This window comes from Streptomyces sp. NPDC029836, from assembly GCF_055574495.1.
The window spans coordinates 62,348-84,607 of record NZ_JBVHZI010000014.1; the positions used below are offsets into that span (position 1 = coordinate 62,348).

Below are 22,260 nucleotides of genomic sequence, written 5' to 3' on the forward strand. Positions count from 1 at the left end.
CCGCCGGGCCCTTCGGTGCGTACCGCGCCCGGTCGGGCGTCAGGCGGGCTGGACCTCGCGTTCCGCCTGGGCCGGGACCTTGGCGGAAGGCTGCTCGTGCGCGCAGGTGCGGACGGGCTTGGGACGGCGGCGGGCCGCGAACAGCCGGGGCAGGGCCAACGTCACGAAGCCCTCGGCCTGCATCGCGGCGAAGCCGATGCGGGGCAGGTCGCGGGTCTGCCGGAAGACGACGAAGCGGGGCTCCCAGCGGGGGCGGAACTTCGCGTTGAACTTGTAGAGCGACTCGATCTGGAACCAGCGGGAGAGGAAGACCAGCAGCCCGCGCCACATGCGCAGGACCGGGCCGGCGCCGATCTTCTCGCCCCGGGCCAGGGCCGAGCGGAACATCGCGAAGTTCAGCGAGACCTTCTCGATCCGCAGCGCGGGAGCGGCCTCCAGGGAGGCGACGATCAGCAGCTCGTTCATGCCGGGGTCGGCGGCGCGGTCGCGGCGCATCAGCTCCAGCGACATGCCGTCCTTGCCCCACGGTACGAAGTGCAGGACGGCCTTCAGGTCGCCGAAGGGGCTGGTGTCGCCCTCCTCGACGCGGTGGGCGGTGGCGATGTAGCAGTCGCCGTCGCCCGGGTCGCCGACCCGGCCCAGCGCCATGGAGAAGCCGCGCTCGGTGTCGGTGCCGCGCCACGCCTCGGCGGCGCCGCGCACCTGCTCCAGCTCGACCTCGGTCAGCTCGCTGACCCGACGGACCTTGGTGGTGTAGCCGTTGCGCTCGATGCGCTTGACCATCTGGCGGACGTTGCGCATGGCGCGACCCGCGAGGGAGAAGTCTTTGACGTCGACGATCGCCTCGTCGCCCAGCTCCAGGGCGTCCAAGCCCGTCTCGCGGGTCCAGACCTCGCCGCCGGTCTCGCTGCACCCCATGACGGCGGGGGTCCACGAGTGGGCCTTGGCCTCCTCCATGAACCGCTCGATGGCGCCGGGCCAGGCCTCGACGTCGCCGATGGGGTCGCCGGAGGCGAGCATCACGCCGGAGACGACCCGGTAGGTGACGGCGGCCTTGCCGCTGGGGGAGAAGACGACGGCCTTGTCGCGGCGCAGCGCGAAGTGGCCGAGGGAGTCGCGGCCGCCGTGCTTGGCGAGCAGCTCGCGCAGCTGCGTCTCGTCGGCGGGGGTGAGCCGCGCGGCCGGGTGCTCGGGGCGGAAGGCGAGGTAGATGGTGGTGAGGGCGGTCAGCATGCCGAGGGCGCCGAGCGAGTAGCCGACGGTCCAGGACACCCGACCGGCGTAGTCGACGGGACCTTCGAAGCCGAAGAGCCCGTAGACGACGTGGGTGATCTGCTCGTACAGGCTCGGCCGGCCGACGACCTTGCCCGGGTGCACGTTGACGATGACCAGGCCGAGTCCGATGGAACCGGCGCTCATCAGGACGAAGTTCGCGAGCGCCTTCCAGCGGCTGCGCGGGTCCGGCAGTGCCTTGAACTCACTTTGGTGGCGCAGCAGCAGTGCGAGGAGCACCGCGGCGATGATCACGCCGATGATCGAGTGCCGGTACGTGAACTGCGCGACCGCGCCCGCGGGCAGCAGGACGACGGAGGCCCGCCAGGCCCGCCGCTTGTGCCGCTTGAGGCCGTGGGCGAGCAGCAGCAGCAGCACGCCCGCGCTGATGGACATGGCCGCGGCGAAGGGGCCCAGCGAACCGGGCAGCACTTCGGTGACCGCGTGGATCCGGCTGTGCCGGAAGCGGGGGAAGACCCCCGCCGCGATGTCCAGAAGGCCGACGATCATGACGGCCGTACCTACGAGACCGGGCACCGACTCCGGCCGTGGACCACGGAGGATTCGGCGGACCCTGCTCGGAACCTGTCCCGACTTATCGCCATCTATCCTGCTAGACATCGCTTCCCGTTGCTCCGCGAGAGATCATGTGGCCGAAGGCCGCGACAGCCTCCGGTGTGTGGTGCGTCCATTAGGACGACGTCGACAGGGAGCGGGTTCACTCTTCCGTCGGAAATTTCCAGTCCTGCCATCAGAAAGTCGACTGACTGCTCATGGGTCTCACCAGTAATACGGTTCTGGCGTTGGCCGTCGTCGCCGGGGTGCTGCTGTTCGCGGCCACGGTCTGGTTCTGGCCGAAGCTCTCGGGCCGCAGCTGGCGTTCGGTCGCCGGCCGGATCGGTCTGCTCCTCGCGACCCAGCTGGCGCTGTTCTCGGCGATCGGGCTCGCGGCCAACAAGTCGTTCCTGTTCTACGGGTCCTGGGCCGACCTGTTCGGCCAGGAGACGTCCATCGGCAAGGTCGTCGACCACTCGATGAGCAGCAAGGACATCAAGGTCGTCGACAAGCAGAAGTTGGACGTGCCGGGCGGTTCGAAGCCCCAGGTCGGTGGTCAGATCCTGAAGGTTGCCATAACCGGGCAGAAGTCGAAGATAACGAGTCCCGGCTACGTGTGGCTCCCGCCCGAGTACTTCCAGCCACAGCACAAGGACCAGAACTTTCCCGCGTCGATCGTGCTGACCGGCTACCCGGGCACCGCCGAGAACCTGATCAAGGGCCTCGACTACCCGATGAAGGCCTTCAGCCTGTCGAAGGCGGGCAAGATGAAGCCGATGATCCTGGTCATGATGCGGCCGACCATCGCGCCGCCGCGCGACACCGAGTGCGTGGACATACCCGGTGGACCGCAGACCGAGACGTTCTTCGCGCAGGACCTGCCCAAGGCCATCCAGGAGACCTTCCGGGTCGGTGACAAGCCGCAGAACATGGGCTTCATCGGTAATTCCACGGGTGGTTACTGCGCGCTGAAGATCGCCGCGCACTACCCGCAGACCTTCGGTGCCGCCGCCGGTCTGTCCGCCTACTACGACGCCCCGAACGACCCGACGACCGGTGACCTGTTCCAGGGCGACGAGAAGCTGAAGAAGCGCGCGGACGTGCTGCACACGATGGCGGGAAAGAAGCCGGCCGGAACCTCGTTCCTCGTCACCAGCAGCGAGAAGGGCGAGCCGAACCTCGGCGACACCCGCAAGTTCATCAAGCTGGTCAAGGGCCCGGACCGGGTCTCCTCGATCATCCTCGACAGCGGCGGCCACAACTTCAACACGTGGCGCCGCGAGATCCCGCCGATGCTCACGTGGGTGAGCGGACGCATCCAGGCCTGAGGCCGGTGAGCGGACACGACGGGGGCCCGGCCGGGGGACGGCCGGGCCCCCGCGTCGTATCCGGGGCGGGGGGCCCCGGCCGTCATTCCGCTTCGTGCACCCGGGATGCGCGCAGGGCTTGGTGGACGGCCTCCGGGGTGAGTACGCCGACCAGCGCGCCGGAGTCCGGATCGGTGACGCCGAGCCGCCCCGAGTCCTCCTGGAGCAGGGCGGACAGCGCCTCGCGCAGGGAGGCCCCGAGCGGCACCGAAGCGGTCGGGGCCGCGCCGTCCACGGAGGCCAGGGCGGCCTCCCCGACGGGGGTGACGGCGAGCCGGCGCAGCCCCCGGTCGGAGCCGACGAAGGAGGCCACGTACGGGGTGGCGGGGGCGGCGAGGACGGCGGCCGGGCGATCGAACTGCTCGATGGTGCCCGCTCCGTACACGGCGATCCGGTCGCCGAGCCGGATGGCCTCGTCCAGGTCGTGGGTGACGAGCAGGATCGTCTTGCGGACCGTTCGCTGGAGCGTCAGGAACTCGTTCTGGAGCCGCTCGCGCACCACCGGGTCCACCGCGCCGAACGGTTCGTCCATCAGCAGCACCGGCGGATCGGCGGCCAGCGCGCGGGCCACGCCGACGCGCTGGCGCTGTCCGCCGGACAACTGCTCCGGGTAGCGGTCCCCGTGGACGGACGGGTCCAGTCCGACGAGTTCGAGGAGTTCGGCGGCGCGGGCGCGGGCCTTGGCCTTGGGGGTGCCGATCAGTTGCGGGACCGTCGCCGTGTTCTCCAGCACCGTCTTGTGCGGGAAGAGGCCGACCTGCTGGATGACGTACCCGATGCGGCGGCGCAGCTCGACCGGATCGGCGGCGGCGATGTCCTCGCCGCCGAGCAGGATCCGGCCGGACGTCGGCTCGATCAGCCGGTTCACCATCTTCATGGTGGTCGTCTTGCCGCAGCCGGACGGGCCCACGAGGGTGACCAGCTCGCCCTCCGCGACCTCGAAGGACAGGTCCTCCACGGCCGTCGTCCCGTCGGGGTAGCGCTTGGTCACGTGCTCGAATCGGATCACCCGACCATCCTCGCGCACCCGACCCGCTGTTTCGCGAAGCGATCGTCAGAAGAGTGTTGCGGGACTGCGAAGCTTTCCGGCCATTGTGGGTGACGGGGGTTATGGTCGCTGCTGGATTGTCGACCGGTTCTCGGGACATACGTTCGGTGAGGGGGGTGAGGGGCGGATGGCCGACCAGAGCTGTCTCGTGGCGAACGACTGGCTGTGCTGGGAGTACGTCACCTCCCGCTCGCAGGAGCTCACCGACGCCACCGTCGAGCACGTCTGGATCACCGTCGCCTCGGTCCTGATCGGCCTCGCCGTGTCCGTGCCGCTGGCCCTGCTGGCCCGTCGCGGCCGGCACTGGGCGGCGCCCGTGCTCGGCCTGACCACCCTCCTCTACACGATCCCCTCCCTCGCCATGTTCTCGCTGCTGCTGCCGCTCTTCGGGCTCTCGGCGGCGCTCGTGGTGACCGGCCTCGTGCTGTACTCGCTGACCATCCTGGTCCGCAACGTGATCGCCGGCCTGGAAGCCGTCCCCGCGGACGTACGGGAAGCCGCGCGCGGCATGGGCTACGGCCCGGCCCGCCTGCTGTGGCAGGTGGAACTGCCGCTGGCGCTGCCCGCCCTGCTCGCCGGGGTGCGGATCGCGACCGTCTCGACGGTGGCGCTGACCACCGTCGGTTCGATCGTCGGCAAGGGCGGACTGGGCAACCTGATCGCGCCCGCCGTCAACAGCTCCTTCAAGGCACAGGTGCTCACCGCCTCCGTGCTGTGCGTGCTGCTCGCGCTGGTCGCGGACCTGCTGCTGCTCGGCGTACAGCGGCTGCTGACGCCGTGGACGCGGGCCGGCCGCACCACCCGTACCTCCCGTGCCTCCCGCATCTCCGGCGGCTCCCGGGGCTCCCGTACCGGCGGGTCCGCCCAGCCGGCGTCCGTGAAGGGGGCCTGAGGCCGTGGGCGTGCTGACAGGAGCCTGGGACTGGCTGGCCGACGGGGCCAACTGGGCCGGGGAGAACGGCGTCTGGCACCGGCTCGGCGAACACGTCTACGTCAGCGGCATCGCCCTCGCCGTCGCCTGCGCGGTGGCCCTGCCCGTCGGCCTGTGGCTCGGTCACATCGGCAAGGGCGGCGCCCTCGCCGTGAACGTCTCCAACGTCGGGCGGGCCATCCCCGTCTTCGCGGTGCTGGCCCTGTTCATGGTGTCGCCGCTGCGCAGCGCCGGATACCTGCCCACCATCGTCGCGCTGGTCCTCTTCGCGATCCCGCCGCTGCTCACCAACGCCTACGTCGGCATGCGCGAGGTGGACCGGTCGGTGGTCGAGGCCGCCCGCGGCATGGGCATGTCCGGCCGGCAGCTGTTCCTGCGGGTGGAACTGCCCCTCGCACGGGACCTGGTGATGACGGGCCTGCGCTCGGGCGCCGTCCAGGTCATCGCCACCGCCACCATCGCCGCGATGGTCGGCCAGGGCGGCCTGGGCCGGATCATCACCGCCGGCTTCAACACGTACGACACGGCGCAGGTCGTCGCGGGCGCCGTCCTGGTCGCCCTGCTGGCCCTGCTGGTGGAGGGCGGGTTGATCGCCGCCGACCGGCTGCTGCTGCGCCGCCCGGCGGTCTCCCGCTGATCCGACCGTGCCGGTGCGCGGCACACCCCTGTCCGTTCGAACGTTTCCCCTGAAGGAGCTTTGATGATCAAGTCCACGCGCATCCTCGGCGCGACCCTGGGCGCGGTGGCCCTGACCGTTTCGCTCACCGCGTGCGGCGGCGACAGCCTGGAGAAGACCAAGGACGGCGACTCCTCCGCCGCGTCCTCCTCCGCGGGCGGGGCCAAGGGGAAGCTGGTCATCGGCGCGGCCGGGTTCACCGAGTCCAACGTGCTGGCCGAGCTGTACGCCCAGCTGCTGAAGGACGCCGGCTACGGCACCTCGATCACCACGGTCAACAACCGCGAGCTGTACGAGCCGTCGCTGGAGAAGGGCGAGATCGACGTCGTCCCCGAGTACGCGGCCACCCTCGCGGAGTTCCTGAACGCCAAGGTGAACGGCTCCGCCGCGCCGAAGGACAAGCCGGTCGCCTCCAGCGACGCGACCGCCACGGTCGCGGCCCTGGAGAAGCTCGCGGCGCCGCTGGGCCTCAAGGCCCTGCCGGCCGGCGAGGCGGTCGACCAGAACGCCTTCGCGGTCACCAAGGAATTCGCGCAGAAGAACAACCTGAAGAGCCTCTCCGACCTCGGCAGGTCCGGAATCAAGGTGAAGATCGCGGCAGGTGACGAATGCGCCGTCCGCCCGTTCTGCGCGCCCGGGTTGGAGAAGACGTACGGCATCTCCGTCGCCGGCATCGACCCCAAGGGCGTCGGCACCCCGCAGGCCAAGCAGGCCGTCAAGGACGGCGTCGACCAGCTGGTGTTGACCACCACCACCGACGCCACCCTCGACAACTACGGGCTGGTCCTGCTGGAGGACGACAAGAAGCTCCAGAACGCGGACAACATCCTGCCGGTCGTCAACGCCAAGGACGCGGGCTCCCCGGAGGTCGCCGAAGCGCTCGGCAAGCTCACGAAGGCGCTCACCACCGCCGACCTCGTCGAGCTGAACCGGAAGGTGGACGCGGAGCGGGCGAAGCCGGCGGACGTCGCGAAGGCCTACCTGGAGTCCAAGGGACTCCTCAAGAAGTAACAGTTACCTCGTTGAGGGGAAATTGTGGGGCAGCCGCCCGGCAAGAGTTTGCCGGGCGGGTATCCCACCGGCCGCCCACGCCCTGTAAATTCCTGGCCATGCCCCGTGGACGCCACCGCAATCCCGAGCCCCTGCACCGACTCCTCACGCCGACGGCCGTCGCCGGGGTTTCCGTCGCCAGCGCCGGCGCGGCCTGGCTCCTCGCGGAACCGCTCGCGCTGCGCCTGCTCGTGGCGCTCACCGCGGTCGCCGGTGTCGGCGGCGCCGTCCTCATGCGCTCCTGGGACCGGGCGGCCGGCCGCCGGGTCGCCGAACTGGCCCGCGAGCGGGTCAAGGACGAGTGGAAGACCGAGGAGCGGATAGCCGAGCTCGAATCCGATCTGGAGGAGGCGCGCGCCCTGCGCGCCAAGCTCGACACCAAACTCCGCGCCAAGCGCGTCGAACTGGCGGGCCTGCGCGGCGAACACGCCGCGCTGCTGCGCCGGTACGCCACCGCCGAGACCGAGCGCGCCGGCGCGCTGGAGAAGCGCCGACTGCTGGCGATCGAGGCCGCGACGGCCCCGGCCGGCGAGACCAAGCAGCTCCCGGCGGTGTCCGAGGAGCGCACCGGCAGCGGCGCGCCCACCCCGGTCGGCTACGCCCGCGCCCACGCGGCGATGACCGCGCTGGTCCGCCGCGCGGAGCCGGGGCCGTCGGGGCCGGCCGGCCCGTCGGGTCCTGCCGGGCCGTCGGGTCCTGCCGGACCGTCCGGGTCCGCCGACGCGGCCGGGTCAGCGGCTTCCGCCCCTTCGGCCGGTTCCGCCGGTTCCGCCGGGTCCGCCGGGGGCAGGGCGCTCACGGCCGGCGTCGCACAGGTCGCCGAGGGCCACTCCCGTCCGGCCGCCTCCCCGGCGCCGACCCCGGCGCCGACCCGGGCGCCGGCATCGGCGGCGGTCCCGCTCCCGGCGCGCAGGCCGGCCGCGACGATGGCCCCGTACGCGGCCCAGCGCCGCTCCGCCTCGCGCGTCGAGGGCGGCTTCGACTTCTTCGGCACCAAGAACGCCGAACAGGCCCGCGCCGTCATCGAGTCCGTACAGAACGAGGACCTGGCCGACGTGGTCGGCGCCGAGGCGCTCGCCGCGCACAAGGCGGAGTCCGTACGCGCCGACGCGGGCCCGGAGTTCAAGCCGGTCACCGCCGAACAGCGGGCGCTGGGCCAGGTCATCGACCTGACGGCCCATGACGAGACCGAGCCGATCGACGTGGTCCAGCTGCGTACGGCGATCTCTTAGGGCGCACCGCTCAGTTCGTACCGCGGAGCGAGTCGAACCAGCGGACGGTCTGCGGGGCCGAGCGGATCGCCGTGACGGTGTGGTCGGCGTCGGCGCCCTGGTCGACGAGCTTCGCGCGGACCCCGTGGCGGGCCAGGTCCCGGGCGCAGGAACGGGCGTTGGCGATCGGCACGTCGGTGTCGGCGGAGCCCGCGTAGAGGCGTACGGGTACGGCCGGCTTCCAGTCGCAGAAGCCGTCGTTGGCGTCGAGGACCGCACGCAGGGCCCCGCGCGGGTCGCGGACGTTCTCGGCCCACTCCGGGGTGAGCAGCTCCTGCGGGGTCGCGGGCAACGCCGCCGCGATCTCCTCCGGCCGGTGGTTCCCGTCGAACAGGTCCTCCACGGTCCGCGCCCAGGGGGCCCGGAAGACCTCGGAGGGGTCCTCGTAGAGCGGGTGGAGCCGGTTCTGCGCGGTGAGGAAGTAGGAGAGGTAGAAGACGGCGGTGGCCGGGGCGACGCTGCCGTCCGCGATGCCGGGCATCTCGGCGCCCAGCAGGTCGTGCGGACCCGCGATCGGGGCGAGGGCGCGCAGCCGGAAGCCGTCGCGGCCGCGGGAGAGTTCGCGGCCCAGCGCCATGGCCACCTGGCCGCCCTGGGAGAAGCCGGTGGCGTACACGTCCCGGGTGACGGGACGGCCCAGCCGGTCCGCGGCCGTGCGGGAGGCCTTCAGCATGTCGAGGGACGCCGTGACGGACGAGCGGGTGTCCATGTACGGGTGGCTGCCGGGGCCGCCGCCCAGACCCAGGTAGTCCGGGGCGGCGACGGCGCGGCCCGCGGAGGCGTGCAGGTACGGGATGAGCCGGTTGTAGCCGGTGGCGCCGGACGGGGCCTGGTCGCGGGTGGGAACGGTTCCGTGGTGGTCGGCGACCAGGTCGAGGCGGTGCGGGCCGCCGCGCGGCAGGACGAGGAGCCCGGTGGCGGTCGTGGCGCGGCCCCGGGGGTCGACGGTGGCGTAGGTGAGCCGGTAGGCGTCGACGCCGTGCCGGACGGGGCCGGCGTCCATCCCGGAGCCGGTGAGTTCGGCGGTGACCTGCTCGCGGTCGAGGCCGCCGAGCGGGACGACGGAGATCAGGGTGCCGCGCGCGGCGGCCCGCTCGGCGCCGGCGGTGCCGCGCTCGGCCCCGGTGGGGGCGGCGAGGGCGGCCGGGGCGGCGAGGCCGCCGAGCACGGCGGCGAGCACCGCGGCCGCCGCGCCGCGCCTGAGCCACTGCTTGCGGGTCCGGGGTCCCGTGTGCGTCGTTGTCATGTCCCGAACGCTAGGCGCGGGGCGCGGGTCGGTGACATCCCGTCACCACCCCTGCGGAGCCGGGGGAAAGCCCCCCACCGGGGGTGGGGGCCGCGGCGGCGGGACGGGCGGCGGCGTGCGGGGCGGCCACGGGCTCGGGCGCGGGTCCGGTCGCCGGGGGCGACCCGGCGCGCCTCAGAACAGCGGCAGTTGGCCCGGGTGGGGGCCCAGGACCAGCCCGTCCAGGGTCGGCGCCGACGCGCCGAGCACCACACGGGCGCGGGAACCGGGGCAGGACACCAGGCCGGCCCGGGCCCGGCCGGCGGGAGGGTCGTGGCGGGCGATCCGGCCGGCCGTCACGGCGCAGTCGCGGCCGCAGGCGGGGCAGGCCCGCCGGGGGGAGTGGGACATGCCCCCAGTCTGCCCTGCCCCGCCGACACCGGAACCGCCGACCGGACCCGCCCTCCCGGGGCGGTGAGCCGTCCGCTGCGGGCCTCAGCCTCGGCGGCTCGCCGACCGGGCTTCGTGGGACAGGGTGACGCGGGTCCACAGGACGGCGCGGTCCGACGGGGTGACGTCGTCCAGCGCGCGGCCGAAGACCGAGGCGACCACGTCGAAGTACTCCTCGGACGTGGTCAGTTCCCGCTCCGACACCGGCTTGCCCGGCTCGACGCGGCTCAGGACCCGGCCGCGCAGCGCGTCGACGCCGTGCTCGTCGCGCCGCAGCAGCGCGCAGGTCCGGACGAAACCGGAGTCCTGCGACGTCGACAGGCGGACGTGCTCCGCCTCGAAGTCGGCCGTCGTGGCCGGGGCCCGCAGGAAGTTCATCACCGGGGCGGAGGAGCCGTCGTTGAGGTACGTCCAGCCCGGCTCCGCGTCCGGCGCGGACTCCTCCAGGCGGTAGGTGGTGCCGCCCCGCTCGTGCGCGCCGGCGCGCAGCGGCAGCGGCTCGTACGGCCCGTCGCCGAGGCCGGTCTCGACGAGGTACTCCTGCCCGTCCACCCGTACGGTCAGCGCCAGGTGGTCGCCGCTGACGTCGCGCCGATGGGCCTCGGTCCGGTGCATGACGCCCCCGACGTGGCGGGTCACCTCGTACCCGAGGGTCTCCAGGAGCAGCGCGAAGGCGCCGTTGAGGTGGAGGCAGTAGCCGCCGCGTCCGGCCGCGATGCGGCGGGCCGACAGCTCGGGGTCGATGCCGGGCGGCCGGCCGAGCTGGATGTCGAGGTTCTCGTACGGAACGCGCTCCAGGTGGGCGCGTTGCAGGGCGAACAGCCCTGCCGCGGAAGGGGTACCGGGGTCGGTGATGCCGAGTCGCCGCAGGTAGCCGGCGCGTATGCCAGAGGTCATGGCCGCACGATAGGACGCGGACGCGCCCCGGCACGCTGTTCGTCGGACGATCACGCGCCGATCACTTGTCGATGTCGCCGACGACGAAGAACAGCGAACCGAGGATCGACACCATGTCCGCGACGAGCTGCCCCGGCAGCAGCACGGCCAGCGCCTGGATGTTGTTGAAGGACGCGCTGCGCAGCTTCAACCGGTACGGGGTCTTCTCGCCCTTGGAGACCAGGTAGTAGCCGTTGATGCCGAGCGGGTTCTCGGTCCACGCGTACGTCGCGCCCTCGGGCGCCTTCAGCACCTTGGGCAGCCGCTGGTTGATCGGCCCCGGCGCCAGCTCGGCCATCCGGTCCAGGCAGGCCACCGCCAGGTCCAGGGCGTTGTGCGTCTGGTCGAGCAGCACCTCGAAGCGGGCCAGGCAGTCGCCCTCGGTGCGGGTGACCACCTTCAGGACGTCCTGGAGGTCCCCGTACGCCAGGTACGGCTCGTCGCGGCGCAGGTCGAAGTCGACGCCGGAGGCGCGGGCGATCGGCCCGGACACCCCGTACGCGTGCACCGACTCGGCCGACAGGACGCCGACGCCGCGGGTGCGGCCGCGGAAGATCTCGTTGCCGTGGACGAGCTTGTCGTAGACGTCCATCCGGGTCCGGACGTCGGCGATGGCCGCGCGGGCCCGACCGAGCCAGCCGGCGGGGAGGTCCTCCTTGAGGCCGCCGACGCGGTTGAACATGTAGTGCATGCGCCCGCCGGAGATCTCCTCCATCACCGCCTGGAGTTCCTCGCGCTCCCGGAACGCGTGGAAGATCGGGGTGATCCCGCCGAGTTCGAGGGGGTACGACCCGAGGAACATCAGGTGGTTCAGGACCCGGTTCAGCTCGGCGAGGAGCGTACGCATCCACACCGCGCGCTCGGGGACCTCCATGCCGAGCATCCGCTCGACGGCCATGACCACGCCCAGCTCGTTGGAGAACGCGGACAGCCAGTCGTGGCGGTTCGCGAGCATGACGATCTGGCGGTAGTCGCGGGCCTCGAAGAGCTTCTCGGCGCCGCGGTGCATGTACCCGACCACCGGTTCGGCGCTGACGATCCGCTCGCCGTCCAGGACGAGCCGCAGGCGCAGCACACCGTGCGTGGAGGGGTGCTGCGGTCCGATGTTGAGCACCATGTCGGTGCTCTCCGCCGCTCCGCCGATGCCGACCGTGGTCTCCGTCATGGCGGCATTGTCTCAGCCCTACGCTGGGGGCATGGAAACCGGGACGCAGGGTGAGACGGCCCCGCCCGAATGGGTGGGGCTGCCGGGCGGGCTCCTCTCCATGCGGCGGCTGCTGCTGGTGATCTGGACGCTGCTCCTCACGGTGGCCACGAGCGTGCCGCTGGGCCTGCTCGTCGGACCCGGGTGGGCCCTGCTCGGGGTGACCTGGCTCGCAATGCTCGCCTGGGGCTGGGTGATGCTCGGGCGGAACTGGCGGTCCTGGCGGTACGCCGAGCGGGCGGACGACCTGCTGATCAGCCGGGGCGTGCTGTGGCGGGAGCAGACCGTGGTCCCGTACGGGCGGATGCAGCTCGTCGAGGTGACCTCGGGGCCGCTGGAGCGCCGCTTCGGCCTGTCCTCCGTCCAGCTGCACACGGCCGCCGCGGCGACGGACGCCAAGATCCCGGGGCTGGTGCCGGCCGAGGCCGAGCGGCTGCGGGACCGGCTGACGGAACTCGGCGAGGCAAGGTCGGCGGGTCTGTGAGCACGCCGACGGACGAGCCGGGGACGGCGGGGACCGGAGGGACGGCGGGGGCCGGAAGGACCGGGGCGGCGGCGGGGGAGGTGGGCGCGACCGGCCCGGGCGGCGCCGGCGTCGTCGAGCGGCGGTTGCACTTCCTGACCCCGCTGCGCCGCGCCTGGGTGCCGATCGCCGCGACCATCGGCGTCATCGCGCAGCAGGGCGAACAGGCCCGGGAATGGGTGACCGACCTGTCCCAGGGGCTGCGCGTGCTGTCCCTGGTCGGTCTGCTCCTCGTCTTCGGCGTGTACGGGTTCCTCAGCTGGTGGTTCACCCACTACGCCGTCACCGACACCGAGCTGCGCATCCGCACCGGCCTCGTCTTCCGCCGCACCGCCCACATCCGGCTCGACCGGATCCAGGCGATCGACGTCACGCGCCCGCTGCTGGCCCGCGTCGCCGGCGTCGCGAAGCTGCGGCTCGACGTCATCGGCACCGACGCCAAGGACGAGCTGGCCTTCCTCGCCGAGCCGGACGCCGTCGCGCTGCGCGCCGAACTGCTCGCCCGGGCCGCCGGGTTCGCCCCCGCCGAAGCCGTCTCCGTCGGTCAGGCCCCCGAACGGGAGCTGCTGCGCGTACCCGTGGCGCAGCTCGTGGTGTCCATGCTGCTCAGTCTCGGCGTGTGGGCCGCGGTCGTCGGCGGGCTCGTCGGTCCGGCGCTCGTGTGGTGGTTCAGCGGGAGCTTCTGGGTGACGGTGGCCACCCTGGTCCCGATGGTCGGCGCGGTCTGGACCGGCAGCCTCGGCCGGCTGTTCACCGAGTACGACTGGACCGTCGCCGAGTCCCCCGACGGGCTGCGCCTCGACCACGGACTGCTGGACCGGGCCCACGAGACGGTCCCGCCGGGGCGCGTGCAGACCGTACGGGTCATCGAACCGTTGCTGTGGCGCCGGCGCGGCTGGGTCCGGGTGGAGCTGGCCGTGGCGGGCTCCAAGAACGGGATCCTGGTCCCGGTGGCCACCCGTGAGGCCGCCCACGCCGTGATCGCCCGGGTGCTGCCGGGCGCGGACCTGGGGGCCCTCGTCTTCACCCCCTCCCCGAGCACGGGCTCGCGGTGGGTGGTGCCGGTGTGGTGGAAGGGGTACGGGCTGGCCGTGTCGGCGGAGCTTTTCGCGGCCCGGCGCGGGCGCCTGTGCCGACGTACGGAGATCGTTCCGCATGCGAAGGTGCAGAGCGTACGCCGTTCCCAGGGCCCCTGGTCCCGCGCCCGCGGGGTCGCTGACCTGCACGTGGACACCGGCGCGAACGAGACCGTCACCGCCCGCCTGCGCGCCTCGGCGGAGGCCTCCGCCCTCCTCGACGCCCAGGCCGTCCGCTCCCGCACCTCCCGCGCGGCGGCCCGCCCGGACCGCTGGATGACCTGACGGTCGGTCGGTCGGACGGGCGCGTGGCGGTACCGGTGGCCGTACGCGCCCGTGTACGCGTAGCCGTACGCACACGGGGTGTTCAGCCGACGCGAATCGGCCGGGAGGCATTTTCGGCCAGAGGTTCCGGCCGGATGAAACCGTGTTTGTGTTCGCAACGTCCCTTCGGTAGACAGGGATCTACGCAAGTGACGGAACGACACGTCAGGGGTGGGTGGATGAAGTTCGACATGGGTGGCACCACGCTGTCCGACCTGGGCAAGGCCACGGGAGGATCCAGCGAGGACCTCGGCACGCTGATCAAGCTGCTGGTGGCCGCGGCGGACCCGCTGGAGGGCAAGTTCAACGGGGCGGGCCGGGTCGCGTTCGATTCGTTCAAGCAGCGGTCGGACGCGATCACGACCGAGCTGAACGCCTCGCTGCGCGCGATCCTCGGCGGTCAGGCCGGCATGGACACCTCGTTCACCACGGGCGCCACCGAGCAGGGGGACAACGCCCACCAGAACATGGGCACCGCGAACTTCGACGCCGCCCGCTTCGGCGCGCGCTGAGCCCCGGGAGACTCGACGACATGGGACAGAACCAGGACCGCACCTCGTACGACACCGGTGCCTCCGTGGAGGTGCAGGGCGGGCTGGCCGGGATCATCGGTCAACTGGAGCGGGTGCTCGGCGACCGCGAGACGGCGGTGAAGGCGGCGATGGCCGAGTTCACGGCCGACGGCGTCTCGGACGAGTACCACGGCAAGGAAGCCCGCTGGAACAAGGCGGCGAACGAGGTGCGCAACATCATCCGCCTCGTGCGCACCACGCTGGAGCAGAACGACGCGACGGCGCAGGCGACGCTGCAGAAGGCCAAGGCGGCCGTGGACGGGATCGGCTAGCCGCTCGGCGCGGGACGCGGGTACGCGGGACGCACGGAATTCGGGGAAACGGGGGTAGGCCATGGACTGGGACATCAAACCGTCCGGCGTACAAGGGGTCGTGAACAGGACGGTCACGGCCGCCGGCGGCTTCCAGACGGCCGGCAAGTCGCTGCAGACGGCGTTGCCGGACGCGGCGAAGCACGCGGGAACCATCTCGGGCGGCGGGTCCACGGCCGGTGAGGGCGGCGGCCTCGGTGTGATCGCCGCCGCGCTGGGCGGCCTCATGGACGCCCACGACCAGCGCCTCAAGTACATCGGAGCCCGTACGTCGGCCTCCGTCAACGGGGCGATCGCGGCGACGACGGCGTACGTCCAGGGCAACCTGGAGCAGGCGGCCAACGCCCAGCGCGAGGCGCTGAAGGAGCCGAAGATCGACCTGCCGGGGGCGGGTCAGAAGTGACGGATCACGTACCGATCAATCCGTGCACGATCCCGCAGTTCACGGGTGATCTGGCGGCGTTGGAGTCGGACCGGGCGAAGTTGGATTCGGCGGCGGGGACGTTCCGTGATGCCGGGTCGAACGTGGATTCCGCGTTCCAGGGGTTGTCGGCGTTCTACACGGCGCCGGAGGCGGCGCAGTTGTTCGCGACGACGAAGCCGGTGAAGACGGACAGTGATTTCTTCGCCGATCAGTTGGAGTCGGCGGCGAAGGCGTTGGGCGAGTACGTCACCGAGGCGCGGCCGATCGTGGCGCGGTTGAAGGAGCTCCAGGCGAAGGCGACGACCTTCACGGGGAAGATCGCCGGGGACGAGCACTGGAAGGACGACGGGGACAAGATCGATGAGAACAACGATCTGATCCACGACGTCAACGCGGCGGTGTCGGCGTTCTGGGCGGCGGAGCGGACCTGTGCGAACAAGATCCGTGGGTTGTACTGTGCGCCGCCGTTGACGACCGATGACGGCAGTCACGGCGCGAACATGTACGGGTACAAGGGTGAGGACCTCAACAACGCGCAGGACCTGCCGTGGGGTTCGCAGTTGGAGGAGACCCACCGGGCGTGGGAGATCGGGTACTGGGTCAAGTCGTTCGTGTGGGACGGGCTGATCGTCGACGGTGTGTGGGGCACGATCAAGGGCCTCGGCACGCTCGTCGGCTTCGGTGGCCTGGATGCGATGGGCCAGGCCTGGACGGGCCTGGCGAAGCTCGCCACGGGTCTGGTGATCACGGCGATCCCGGGGGCGAACGTCGCGTTCTGGATGGCCGATGACAAGGACATGCCGGGGTGGCTCAAGGATTCGCGGACCGCGATGAAGGAGACCGGCAAGGCGCTGGTCGCGTGGGACGAGTGGGGCAAGAACCCGGCCCGGGCGGCGGGTGCGGTGACGTTCAACGTGCTGACGACGGTGTTCACCGGTGGCGCGGGCGCGGTGGCGAAGACGGGCAGCGTCGCCAAGGTGATCTCCGCGGCGGGCAAGGCCGGCCGACTGATCGACCCGATCACGTACATCGGCAAGGCCGGCTCGTTGGCGAAGCTGAAGGTCGGCGATCTGTTCGCGAACTTCGGCAAGGTGGACGGGGCCTTCCCGAAGATCGACGACGTGGTCTGGAAGGACCTCCCGAAGGCCGAGGCTCCCGGGGGCGTCACTTTTCCGCACCCGGACGACACGGTCCGCCTCCTCGACGACCCGCTGGGTCGCCCGCAGTACTACGACAGGACCACCCACCAGCTCCTGGACCACAAGGGCGTCCCGAAGCAGGACCTCACCTCGGTCCCGAAGGGCCCCGACCACCCCTTGTCGGAGGTCCCGGTCCGCCAGGAGGTCCCGGTCGGCGTGGGCGCCCACACCCCGGGCGGAGTCACGAGCCACACCCCCGGTGGAGCGGCGACGCACACCCCGGGCGGCATGACGAGCCACACGCCGGGCGGCGTCGCGGACAACACGGCCCACAACAGCCACACCGACCCCACCACCCCGACGGGCGGCCACACGGACACCACCCCGACGGGCGGCGCCGGCCACGGCGACGGCCCGTCCACGGGCGGCGGGCACTCGGACACCCCGTCCGGCGGTGGCCACGACGGCCCCGCAACGGGTGGCGGCCACGACGGCCCCGGCGGAGGCGATCACGGCAATGGTCCGGGTGGTGGCGGGGGTCATGAGACTCCGGGAGGCGGCAGCCCCGAACAGCCGCCGGTCCGCCTGGAAGGCGACAAGCTCACTCAGCAGCCCAGCGGCAAGATGCCCGCCGAGCGGGAGGCGGACGTCACCGAGGCCCTCAGCAAGTCGAAGGTGCCGCCGGGGGACCAGGCCCGCATGCTCACGCAGTTGCGGAAGTCGGAGTACGGCGCGGCCGTCGCCGACCACATCGCCAGTGGGAAGTTCGCCGACATTCCCAACTACAAGGAACTGATATTCCAGGTCAAGCAGCCCGGAATGATGCCCGCGGTGCACCAGGCGTTGGAACACGCGGCGGAACTCCAGTCCAAGAACATCGATCACATCGCATTCGAGTTGAAGATCCCCGAGCGGGGGCTCGACCTCGATGTGCTGACCAGGACCCCCGATGGGCGGATCGAGTACGGGGCCCAGCTCAAGGACGTCCAGAGCGTCAAGGGCATCAAATCGGCGGTGAAGGGAATCGCGGAAAAGCAGTTGGCGGGTGGTGGCGTGGACGTGAAGGCGGCCATTCTCGACGTTCACGATGTGAAGGGTGCGCTGACGGAAAGGGACCTGGCCACCGTGCAGCGGGCGGCGGACCGTACCAATGCCTCCTTCGAGCTACGCTTCAACGACGGTTCGATCACCATCTATCCGACCAACGCCATCAACCCCTGAGGAACTTTCATGTCGATTCTGATGCGCGCGCCGAGGGAGAGCGGCTCGTGGTTCTGGGATCTCGATGAGGTGGCGGAGCCGGGACTGGATTCCGCACTCCGGACGGCCGCGCGGATGTCTGCCGTCCTCGCCTCCCACAAGCTGCTCCTGGACGCGGTCGCGCTGCGATGGAGCTGGTTCGAGGTGGGAAAGGGCGGGCTCGGGATCCACAGTGAGCTGAGCCTCGTCGGGCGTTCCCTCCACGACGAGAAGCTGGCCGACGAGATGCGCGGCTGCCGGCCGGTGGCGCACCCCGGGGCGGAGATGACGGCGTTCACCGTCCTGGGATCCGGTGTCTGGCTCGATGCCGAGGGAACGGAGCACAAGGAGGACCGACTGGTCGAGCTCCTCGTGTCGCCGGACTCGATCGGCCCGTCGGCCGAACTGTCGGTGCACCACGACGTGTGGGCCACGTGTGATTTTCGCGGAACCCCCCAAGCGGCCGTCCACGCGCACAATGCGCCGCGTCTCGCTGCGGCGCTGAGGGAACTGGACGAGACGTTGGGAGTCGAGGGCGAGCCGGGTGAACCGACGTACTTCGGCCGGTCGGAGGCGTACGGGCTCGCGGCCGCCGAGATCCTCGACGGACGCGGTCCCGACCTGACCGACCTCATGTGACGGGAACGACAGGATCGTTCGCGGGGGTGATCCGCATGCGGAAGCGAGGGTTTTCCTGATCGCCGGCACACCCGTCGCGCGATGGTCGTGGGGAGAGCCGGGCCGGGAGATCGATCCGGTGCGCGAGGCGGTCCGCAGGTTCCTGGTCGCGCTCAGCGTGCTGAACCGGCACCGCCTCGGCACCCCGCACGGCGGGGTGGTGGCGGTGGAGGTCCCCGAGATGGGCTGCCGGAGCATCCTCCTCCGCGCCGATCTCCCCTTCCGCACCGCGGTTTCCGAGCCGGGGCCGCCGGTCGCCGAGGCGTTGATGAAGCAGATCGCGGATCGCCTCGCGCCCGGTGAGGTGGGCAGCGTGAACCTGTACGCCGCGTGTGACGGCATCGTGGAGACGGGAACCGGCGACGCCGAGGCGGTGGAGGGGCTCTTCGAGCTCACCGCGGCGGTGTCCGAGGGGTACTTCAACGTGGGCTTGACGGCCTTCTCCGACGCCTGGATGCCGTTCGACCTGCGGGGACGGGCGCAGGAGGCCGTGTGCGCGGTAAACAGGCCCCGCTTGGCTTCGGCCCTGGCGGAGATCGCCGCGGAACTGGATGTGGAGATCGACCCCGAGGACGCCACCTGGTTCGGCTTTCCGACGGAATCGGGCATCGAGAACCACTACGAGGACGACGGTTCCGCGTCCGACGTGTGGGGAAGCTTCGAGATCCCCTACCGCAACCGCGTCTTCCAGAAGACTCCGGAGTGCAGGGCGGGGTACGGGCGGCAGGCGTCCGGGCCCGTGAGGTACGTCCCGGTTGCGGGAGCACGTGAGGTGCTCGGGTTCTTGTGGGCGTCGGACGCGGAGGCGGCCGCGAGCTTCGAGCCGCGTGAGGCGGCGGACCTGGACGCCTACCGGGCCGGGCTGGTCTGGCTGGACCGGCTGCAGGCGGCGTACGACCGGGGACTGTCTCCCGCTGCCGCGCTCGTCGAACTCGGACGGCTTCCCGGCGATCCCGTGGCCGGGCGGCCCGTGGCGAGTTCGGCGGCCGAAACGGACGCGTTCGAGGCACTGGCGCTGTTGGCGCTCGAGTAGGAGCGCCCAGGCCGTGAAGGGAGAGGAGTTCGAGTGACCGACCGAGCGGCTCGCGTCGTACTGGATCGTCTGCGGGCGGTGGAGTGGGCGGGCGAGTGGGACTTCGCGTTCGGCCACGTCAAGTCGCGTCGCGTGCTGTTCCGTGAATACCTGAGGCGGGCGGCGGTGTGGTCCCGGGCCCACGGCGGCGAGGGCAGCTGGTTGCTCTCCGACGTCACCCCGTACGTGGGTCCCGGCTTCCGGCTCTCCCCGGCAGTGGCGGGGGAGCTCCCGGAATTCTTGCGCCGTCCGGTCGACGGTGAAGTGCGCAGTACCTGTTCGGGGGCGGTGCGGCTGGCGGAACTCCGGGGGCGGAGGCCGGAGGCCTTCGCCGGCCTTCCCGACCTCTACGAGCCGTTGCTCCTGTTCTGGGAGCGGGGCGGCGAGTTCGCCCGGGACGATGCCGGCTTCATCGACCTGACGGGTGTGCTGATCCGCCCCGGCCCGCTGGAGGCCTGCGCGGGCAATCCGCCCGTGACCGACCTGAGCGACATCGTCCTCGACGCGCTCGACGGGGACGGACGGGTCACGTACTACACCTCGGCGGATGGCCGGAGGCCGCTGCTGCGGCGGTGCGTACTGCGGGACGTGCGGACGGACCAGTCCCTCGGGCGCGCTCTCCGGTGGGAGCCGACGGATCTGATTCCCGCCTCGGACGAGGCGGTGCGGGGCGCCGGGCTCGTCACGGTCGATGAGCTGGAGGCCGCCCGGCTCATCGGGCAGGAGCACGCGGCGGCGCAGCCCATGCCGTGATCACCTCCGAGCCGTGGGCGCGTGGTTCCGGAAGGCCCTGCCGGACGGGCCGGTCGGGGTCGGGTCCGTCAGCCGGGCGGCATCGGGGCCCGGTCGCCGGTGCCGGTGAAGAGGTAGGCGTACAGGGCGCGGAGGTAGGCGTGCAGGGTTTCCGCGTCCGGGATCTCGATGTTGGTCAGGCGCTCGTACGCGTCGACGCCGCGGCCCTCGCGAAGGAAGTCGTCGAAGCCGCGGCGGACGGATTCCGCGTACGCCGGGGAGAAGGAGTGCAGGGTGCCGCGCATGTCCCAGTCGGTGTCGTAGCCCCGCTCCAGGTCGAGGTGGGCGTACACGAAGTTCTTGAAGTGCCGGTCGAGGGCGTCGGGGTCGATCACATGCGGTCCGTCAGGTCGGGGCGGGTTGGGGTCGCTGGGGCGGAAGCCTAATCGCGGGACGAGGAGTCCCGTACGGGTGTTCGGGTGTCCTCGGGGTGGAAGGTCGGGCTCCGGGCGGGTTTCGCGGGGGAGCGGCGGCGTACTAGCGTCGGGGGCCGACAGGGAGGGGGAGCGTCGTGGCGGCACAGGACTACGACAGTCAGTTGCTGGAGTCGGTCGCGGTGCGGCGCCGGCGGATGCGGGACGCCGTGTTGTTCGGGGCCCAGCGCGGGCGGCGGATGGCCGACGAGCGGATCGGCAAGGCGGTCGCCGGGTTGGTCATCGCGGCCGTGCTGTGCGCCGGCTGCGTCGGTTGGTCGTTCGTCTCGCACCGGCTGATGGGCAAGACCGGTACCCCGGGACAGGTCAGCACTCGGTGATAGGTTCGAATACGTGGTGAGTACGGGGACGACGAGCGGTACGGCATTGAGTCGGGTCACCCTGGTCGGTGAGCGGCGGCGGATGGATCTCGTACTGCCCTCCCAGGAACCCGTCGGGCGGCTCCTGCCCGATGTCATACGACTGTTGGACGACCGGGTGGCGGCGCAGCCGATGCTGCGCCACCTGGTGACCGGCGACGGGTCGGTGCTCGAACACGACACCTCCCTCGCCGACGCGGGCGTCACCGACGGGGCCGTGCTGCGGCTCGTGCGGGTGCAGGACTCGCCGTCCGCGCCCGTGGTGCACGACGTCACCGACGAGGCGGCCGCGGATCTCGACGTTCGGTCCTGGCGCTGGCGGGCGTCGGCGCGGCGGGTCACCGCCGGAGCCGCGCTCGTCGGGTGGGTGCTGCTCGCCGGCTGGTTCGCGCGGCGGGAGTTCGCGCCGGGCGCGGTGGCCGGGGCGCTGCTCGCGGCCGCCGGGGCGTGCGCGGTGGTCGGGGCGCTGTCGGGCCGGTTGAAACAGTCCGGGCTCGCCGCGGCGCTGCTCGCCACGGCCGGTGCGACCGGTGTGCTCGGGGCGTGGACCATGGGCGACGCCCAGCACTGGGGCGGCATGGGCCGGCTCGCCGCCGTGGCGGGCGCCCTCGCCGTGGGGCTCGCGCTGCTGGGGTGGTTCACCTCGCTCGGGCGGGGCGGGTTCGTCGGGGCGGTGGCCGTCGCCGGCCTGACCGTGCTGTGGGAGGCGGTGGCCGTGTTCCAGGGCGACGCGGCCCGTACCGGGGCGGTGCTCGCCGTGGCTTCGGTGGTGCTGCTCGGGTTGTTGCCGCGCCTCGCGCTGGGCGCGGCCGGACTGACCGGGCTCGACGACCAGCGGGCCCTCGGCGTCTCCGTCAGCCGGTACAAGGTCGCCACGGCCCTCGGCGCCACCCACCGGGGCCTGGTGCTGGCCACCCTCGCCACCGCCGCCTCGGCGGCCGCGGCCGGGGTGCTCGCGCTGCGGGACCCCGACGTGTGGACGGTGTCGCTGGCCGTGGCCGTCGCCGCCGTGCTCTGGCTGCGAGCGCGGGCGTTCCCGCTCGTCGCGGAGGTCGTGGCGCTGCTCCTGGCCGGGGCCGCCGTTGCCGTGGCCGCGCTGCTGGTGTGGGCCGGGCGGGCCGGCGCCGCCGGACCCCTGGCCACGCTGCTGGGCTTCGCCCTGATCGCGCTCGGGGTCCTGGCCGTGCAGCCGCCCGAGCACGTACGGGTCAGGCTGCGGCGAATCGGGGACACCGCCGAGTCCGTCGGCGTCATCGTGCTGTTCCCGCTGCTCATCGGGGTGTTCGGCGTGTACGGGCGGCTGCTCGGCACCTTCGCGTAGGGGTTGCTTCA

23 protein-coding genes are annotated in these 22,260 nt (G+C 71.9%); 16 read left to right on the forward strand and 7 right to left on the reverse strand.

What is annotated here, in order from left to right; genetic code table 11:
• Positions 1 to 39: 39 nt before the first annotated feature.
• Positions 40 to 1,893, reverse strand: coding sequence for a phosphatidylglycerol lysyltransferase domain-containing protein (locus ACZ4XJ_RS30635; RefSeq protein WP_362878895.1), 1,854 nt, complete (start codon positions 1,891 to 1,893; stop codon positions 40 to 42).
• A gap of 152 nt (positions 1,894 to 2,045) precedes the next feature.
• Here ACZ4XJ_RS30635 and ACZ4XJ_RS30640 point away from each other — a divergent pair, with 152 nt between their 5' ends.
• Positions 2,046 to 3,155 carry an alpha/beta hydrolase gene (locus tag ACZ4XJ_RS30640; RefSeq protein WP_468498059.1) on the forward strand — a complete coding sequence of 370 codons (1,110 nt, stop codon included), beginning with the start codon at positions 2,046 to 2,048 and terminating at the stop codon, positions 3,153 to 3,155.
• 82 nt (positions 3,156 to 3,237) lie between these two features.
• Here the strand turns inward: ACZ4XJ_RS30640 and ACZ4XJ_RS30645 are convergent, their stop codons facing one another.
• A complete protein-coding gene (locus ACZ4XJ_RS30645) occupies positions 3,238 to 4,203 on the reverse strand; it encodes an ABC transporter ATP-binding protein (protein ID WP_468498060.1) in 966 nt (321 codons plus the stop codon).
• A gap of 166 nt (positions 4,204 to 4,369) precedes the next feature.
• Here ACZ4XJ_RS30645 and ACZ4XJ_RS30650 point away from each other — a divergent pair, with 166 nt between their 5' ends.
• The 4 genes from ACZ4XJ_RS30650 to ACZ4XJ_RS30665 all read left to right on the forward strand — a co-directional run bounded on the left by ACZ4XJ_RS30650 (position 4,370) and on the right by ACZ4XJ_RS30665 (position 8,131).
• On the forward strand, positions 4,370 to 5,134 hold the full coding sequence (locus tag ACZ4XJ_RS30650; RefSeq protein ID WP_468498061.1) for an ABC transporter permease: 765 nt from the start codon (positions 4,370 to 4,372) through the stop codon (positions 5,132 to 5,134).
• A gap of 4 nt (positions 5,135 to 5,138) precedes the next feature.
• Positions 5,139 to 5,810 carry an ABC transporter permease gene (locus ACZ4XJ_RS30655; RefSeq protein WP_362878903.1) on the forward strand — a complete coding sequence of 224 codons (672 nt, stop codon included), beginning with the start codon at positions 5,139 to 5,141 and terminating at the stop codon, positions 5,808 to 5,810.
• Positions 5,811 to 5,873: 63 nt separating this feature from the next.
• The gene (locus ACZ4XJ_RS30660; protein ID WP_362878905.1) at positions 5,874 to 6,860 is read left to right on the forward strand and encodes an ABC transporter substrate-binding protein; all 987 of its coding nucleotides are present in this window, start codon (positions 5,874 to 5,876) and stop codon (positions 6,858 to 6,860) included.
• Between the two features lie 98 nt (positions 6,861 to 6,958).
• Complete coding sequence (locus ACZ4XJ_RS30665) at positions 6,959 to 8,131, forward strand: collagen-like triple helix repeat-containing protein (RefSeq protein ID WP_468498062.1); 1,173 nt, start codon at positions 6,959 to 6,961, stop codon at positions 8,129 to 8,131.
• A gap of 10 nt (positions 8,132 to 8,141) precedes the next feature.
• On the opposite strand, the gene ACZ4XJ_RS30670 is transcribed toward ACZ4XJ_RS30665, so the two are convergent.
• From ACZ4XJ_RS30670 to ACZ4XJ_RS30685, 4 genes are all read right to left on the reverse strand, one after another.
• Entirely contained in the window at positions 8,142 to 9,416 is a 1,275-nt protein-coding gene (locus ACZ4XJ_RS30670) for an alpha/beta hydrolase family protein (RefSeq protein WP_468498063.1), read from the reverse strand.
• Between the two features lie 174 nt (positions 9,417 to 9,590).
• Positions 9,591 to 9,806 (reverse strand): hypothetical protein, encoded by a 216-nt coding sequence (locus ACZ4XJ_RS30675; RefSeq protein ID WP_383992608.1) that lies wholly within the window; start codon positions 9,804 to 9,806, stop codon positions 9,591 to 9,593.
• A gap of 84 nt (positions 9,807 to 9,890) precedes the next feature.
• Positions 9,891 to 10,742, reverse strand: a complete 852-nt coding sequence (locus tag ACZ4XJ_RS30680; RefSeq protein ID WP_468498064.1) for an arylamine N-acetyltransferase family protein — start codon at positions 10,740 to 10,742, stop codon at positions 9,891 to 9,893.
• Positions 10,743 to 10,803: 61 nt separating this feature from the next.
• Positions 10,804 to 11,946 (reverse strand): NADH-quinone oxidoreductase subunit D, encoded by a 1,143-nt coding sequence (locus tag ACZ4XJ_RS30685; protein WP_388904027.1) that lies wholly within the window; start codon positions 11,944 to 11,946, stop codon positions 10,804 to 10,806.
• Positions 11,947 to 11,977: 31 nt separating this feature from the next.
• Here ACZ4XJ_RS30685 and ACZ4XJ_RS30690 point away from each other — a divergent pair, with 31 nt between their 5' ends.
• The 9 genes from ACZ4XJ_RS30690 (at position 11,978) to ACZ4XJ_RS30730 (ending at position 20,096) form a co-directional block, all read left to right on the forward strand.
• Positions 11,978 to 12,469, forward strand: coding sequence for a PH domain-containing protein (locus ACZ4XJ_RS30690; protein ID WP_468498065.1), 492 nt, complete (start codon positions 11,978 to 11,980; stop codon positions 12,467 to 12,469).
• Complete coding sequence (locus tag ACZ4XJ_RS30695; protein WP_468498066.1) at positions 12,466 to 13,869, forward strand: PH domain-containing protein; 1,404 nt, start codon at positions 12,466 to 12,468, stop codon at positions 13,867 to 13,869. The genes ACZ4XJ_RS30690 and ACZ4XJ_RS30695 overlap by 4 nt, the downstream gene beginning before the upstream one ends.
• 218 nt (positions 13,870 to 14,087) lie before the next feature.
• Complete coding sequence (locus tag ACZ4XJ_RS30700) at positions 14,088 to 14,420, forward strand: hypothetical protein (protein ID WP_362878919.1); 333 nt, start codon at positions 14,088 to 14,090, stop codon at positions 14,418 to 14,420.
• 20 nt (positions 14,421 to 14,440) lie between these two features.
• Positions 14,441 to 14,752 carry a pore-forming ESAT-6 family protein gene (locus ACZ4XJ_RS30705; protein ID WP_362878921.1) on the forward strand — a complete coding sequence of 104 codons (312 nt, stop codon included), beginning with the start codon at positions 14,441 to 14,443 and terminating at the stop codon, positions 14,750 to 14,752.
• Positions 14,753 to 14,813: 61 nt separating this feature from the next.
• Entirely contained in the window at positions 14,814 to 15,194 is a 381-nt protein-coding gene (locus ACZ4XJ_RS30710; protein ID WP_362878923.1) for a DUF6507 family protein, read from the forward strand.
• The gene (locus ACZ4XJ_RS30715) at positions 15,191 to 17,575 is read left to right on the forward strand and encodes a hypothetical protein (protein ID WP_468498067.1); all 2,385 of its coding nucleotides are present in this window, start codon (positions 15,191 to 15,193) and stop codon (positions 17,573 to 17,575) included. Before ACZ4XJ_RS30710 ends, ACZ4XJ_RS30715 begins: the two co-directional genes overlap by 4 nt.
• Positions 17,576 to 17,584: 9 nt before the next feature.
• Positions 17,585 to 18,232: a hypothetical protein gene (locus ACZ4XJ_RS30720; RefSeq protein WP_468498068.1), complete on the forward strand. Its 648-nt coding sequence runs from the start codon at positions 17,585 to 17,587 to the stop codon at positions 18,230 to 18,232.
• 118 nt (positions 18,233 to 18,350) lie between these two features.
• Positions 18,351 to 19,304: a hypothetical protein gene (locus ACZ4XJ_RS30725; RefSeq protein WP_468498069.1), complete on the forward strand. Its 954-nt coding sequence runs from the start codon at positions 18,351 to 18,353 to the stop codon at positions 19,302 to 19,304.
• Between the two features lie 33 nt (positions 19,305 to 19,337).
• Entirely contained in the window at positions 19,338 to 20,096 is a 759-nt protein-coding gene (locus ACZ4XJ_RS30730) for a hypothetical protein (RefSeq protein ID WP_468498070.1), read from the forward strand.
• 68 nt (positions 20,097 to 20,164) lie between these two features.
• On the opposite strand, the gene ACZ4XJ_RS30735 is transcribed toward ACZ4XJ_RS30730, so the two are convergent.
• A complete protein-coding gene (locus tag ACZ4XJ_RS30735) occupies positions 20,165 to 20,470 on the reverse strand; it encodes a hypothetical protein (RefSeq protein ID WP_468498071.1) in 306 nt (101 codons plus the stop codon).
• Positions 20,471 to 20,706: 236 nt separating this feature from the next.
• Here ACZ4XJ_RS30735 and ACZ4XJ_RS30740 point away from each other — a divergent pair, with 236 nt between their 5' ends.
• Positions 20,707 to 20,889: a hypothetical protein gene (locus ACZ4XJ_RS30740; protein WP_383992721.1), complete on the forward strand. Its 183-nt coding sequence runs from the start codon at positions 20,707 to 20,709 to the stop codon at positions 20,887 to 20,889.
• Positions 20,890 to 20,902: 13 nt separating this feature from the next.
• Complete coding sequence (eccD, locus tag ACZ4XJ_RS30745) at positions 20,903 to 22,249, forward strand: type VII secretion integral membrane protein EccD (protein WP_468498072.1); 1,347 nt, start codon at positions 20,903 to 20,905, stop codon at positions 22,247 to 22,249.
• The last annotated feature ends 11 nt before the right edge of the window (positions 22,250 to 22,260 follow it).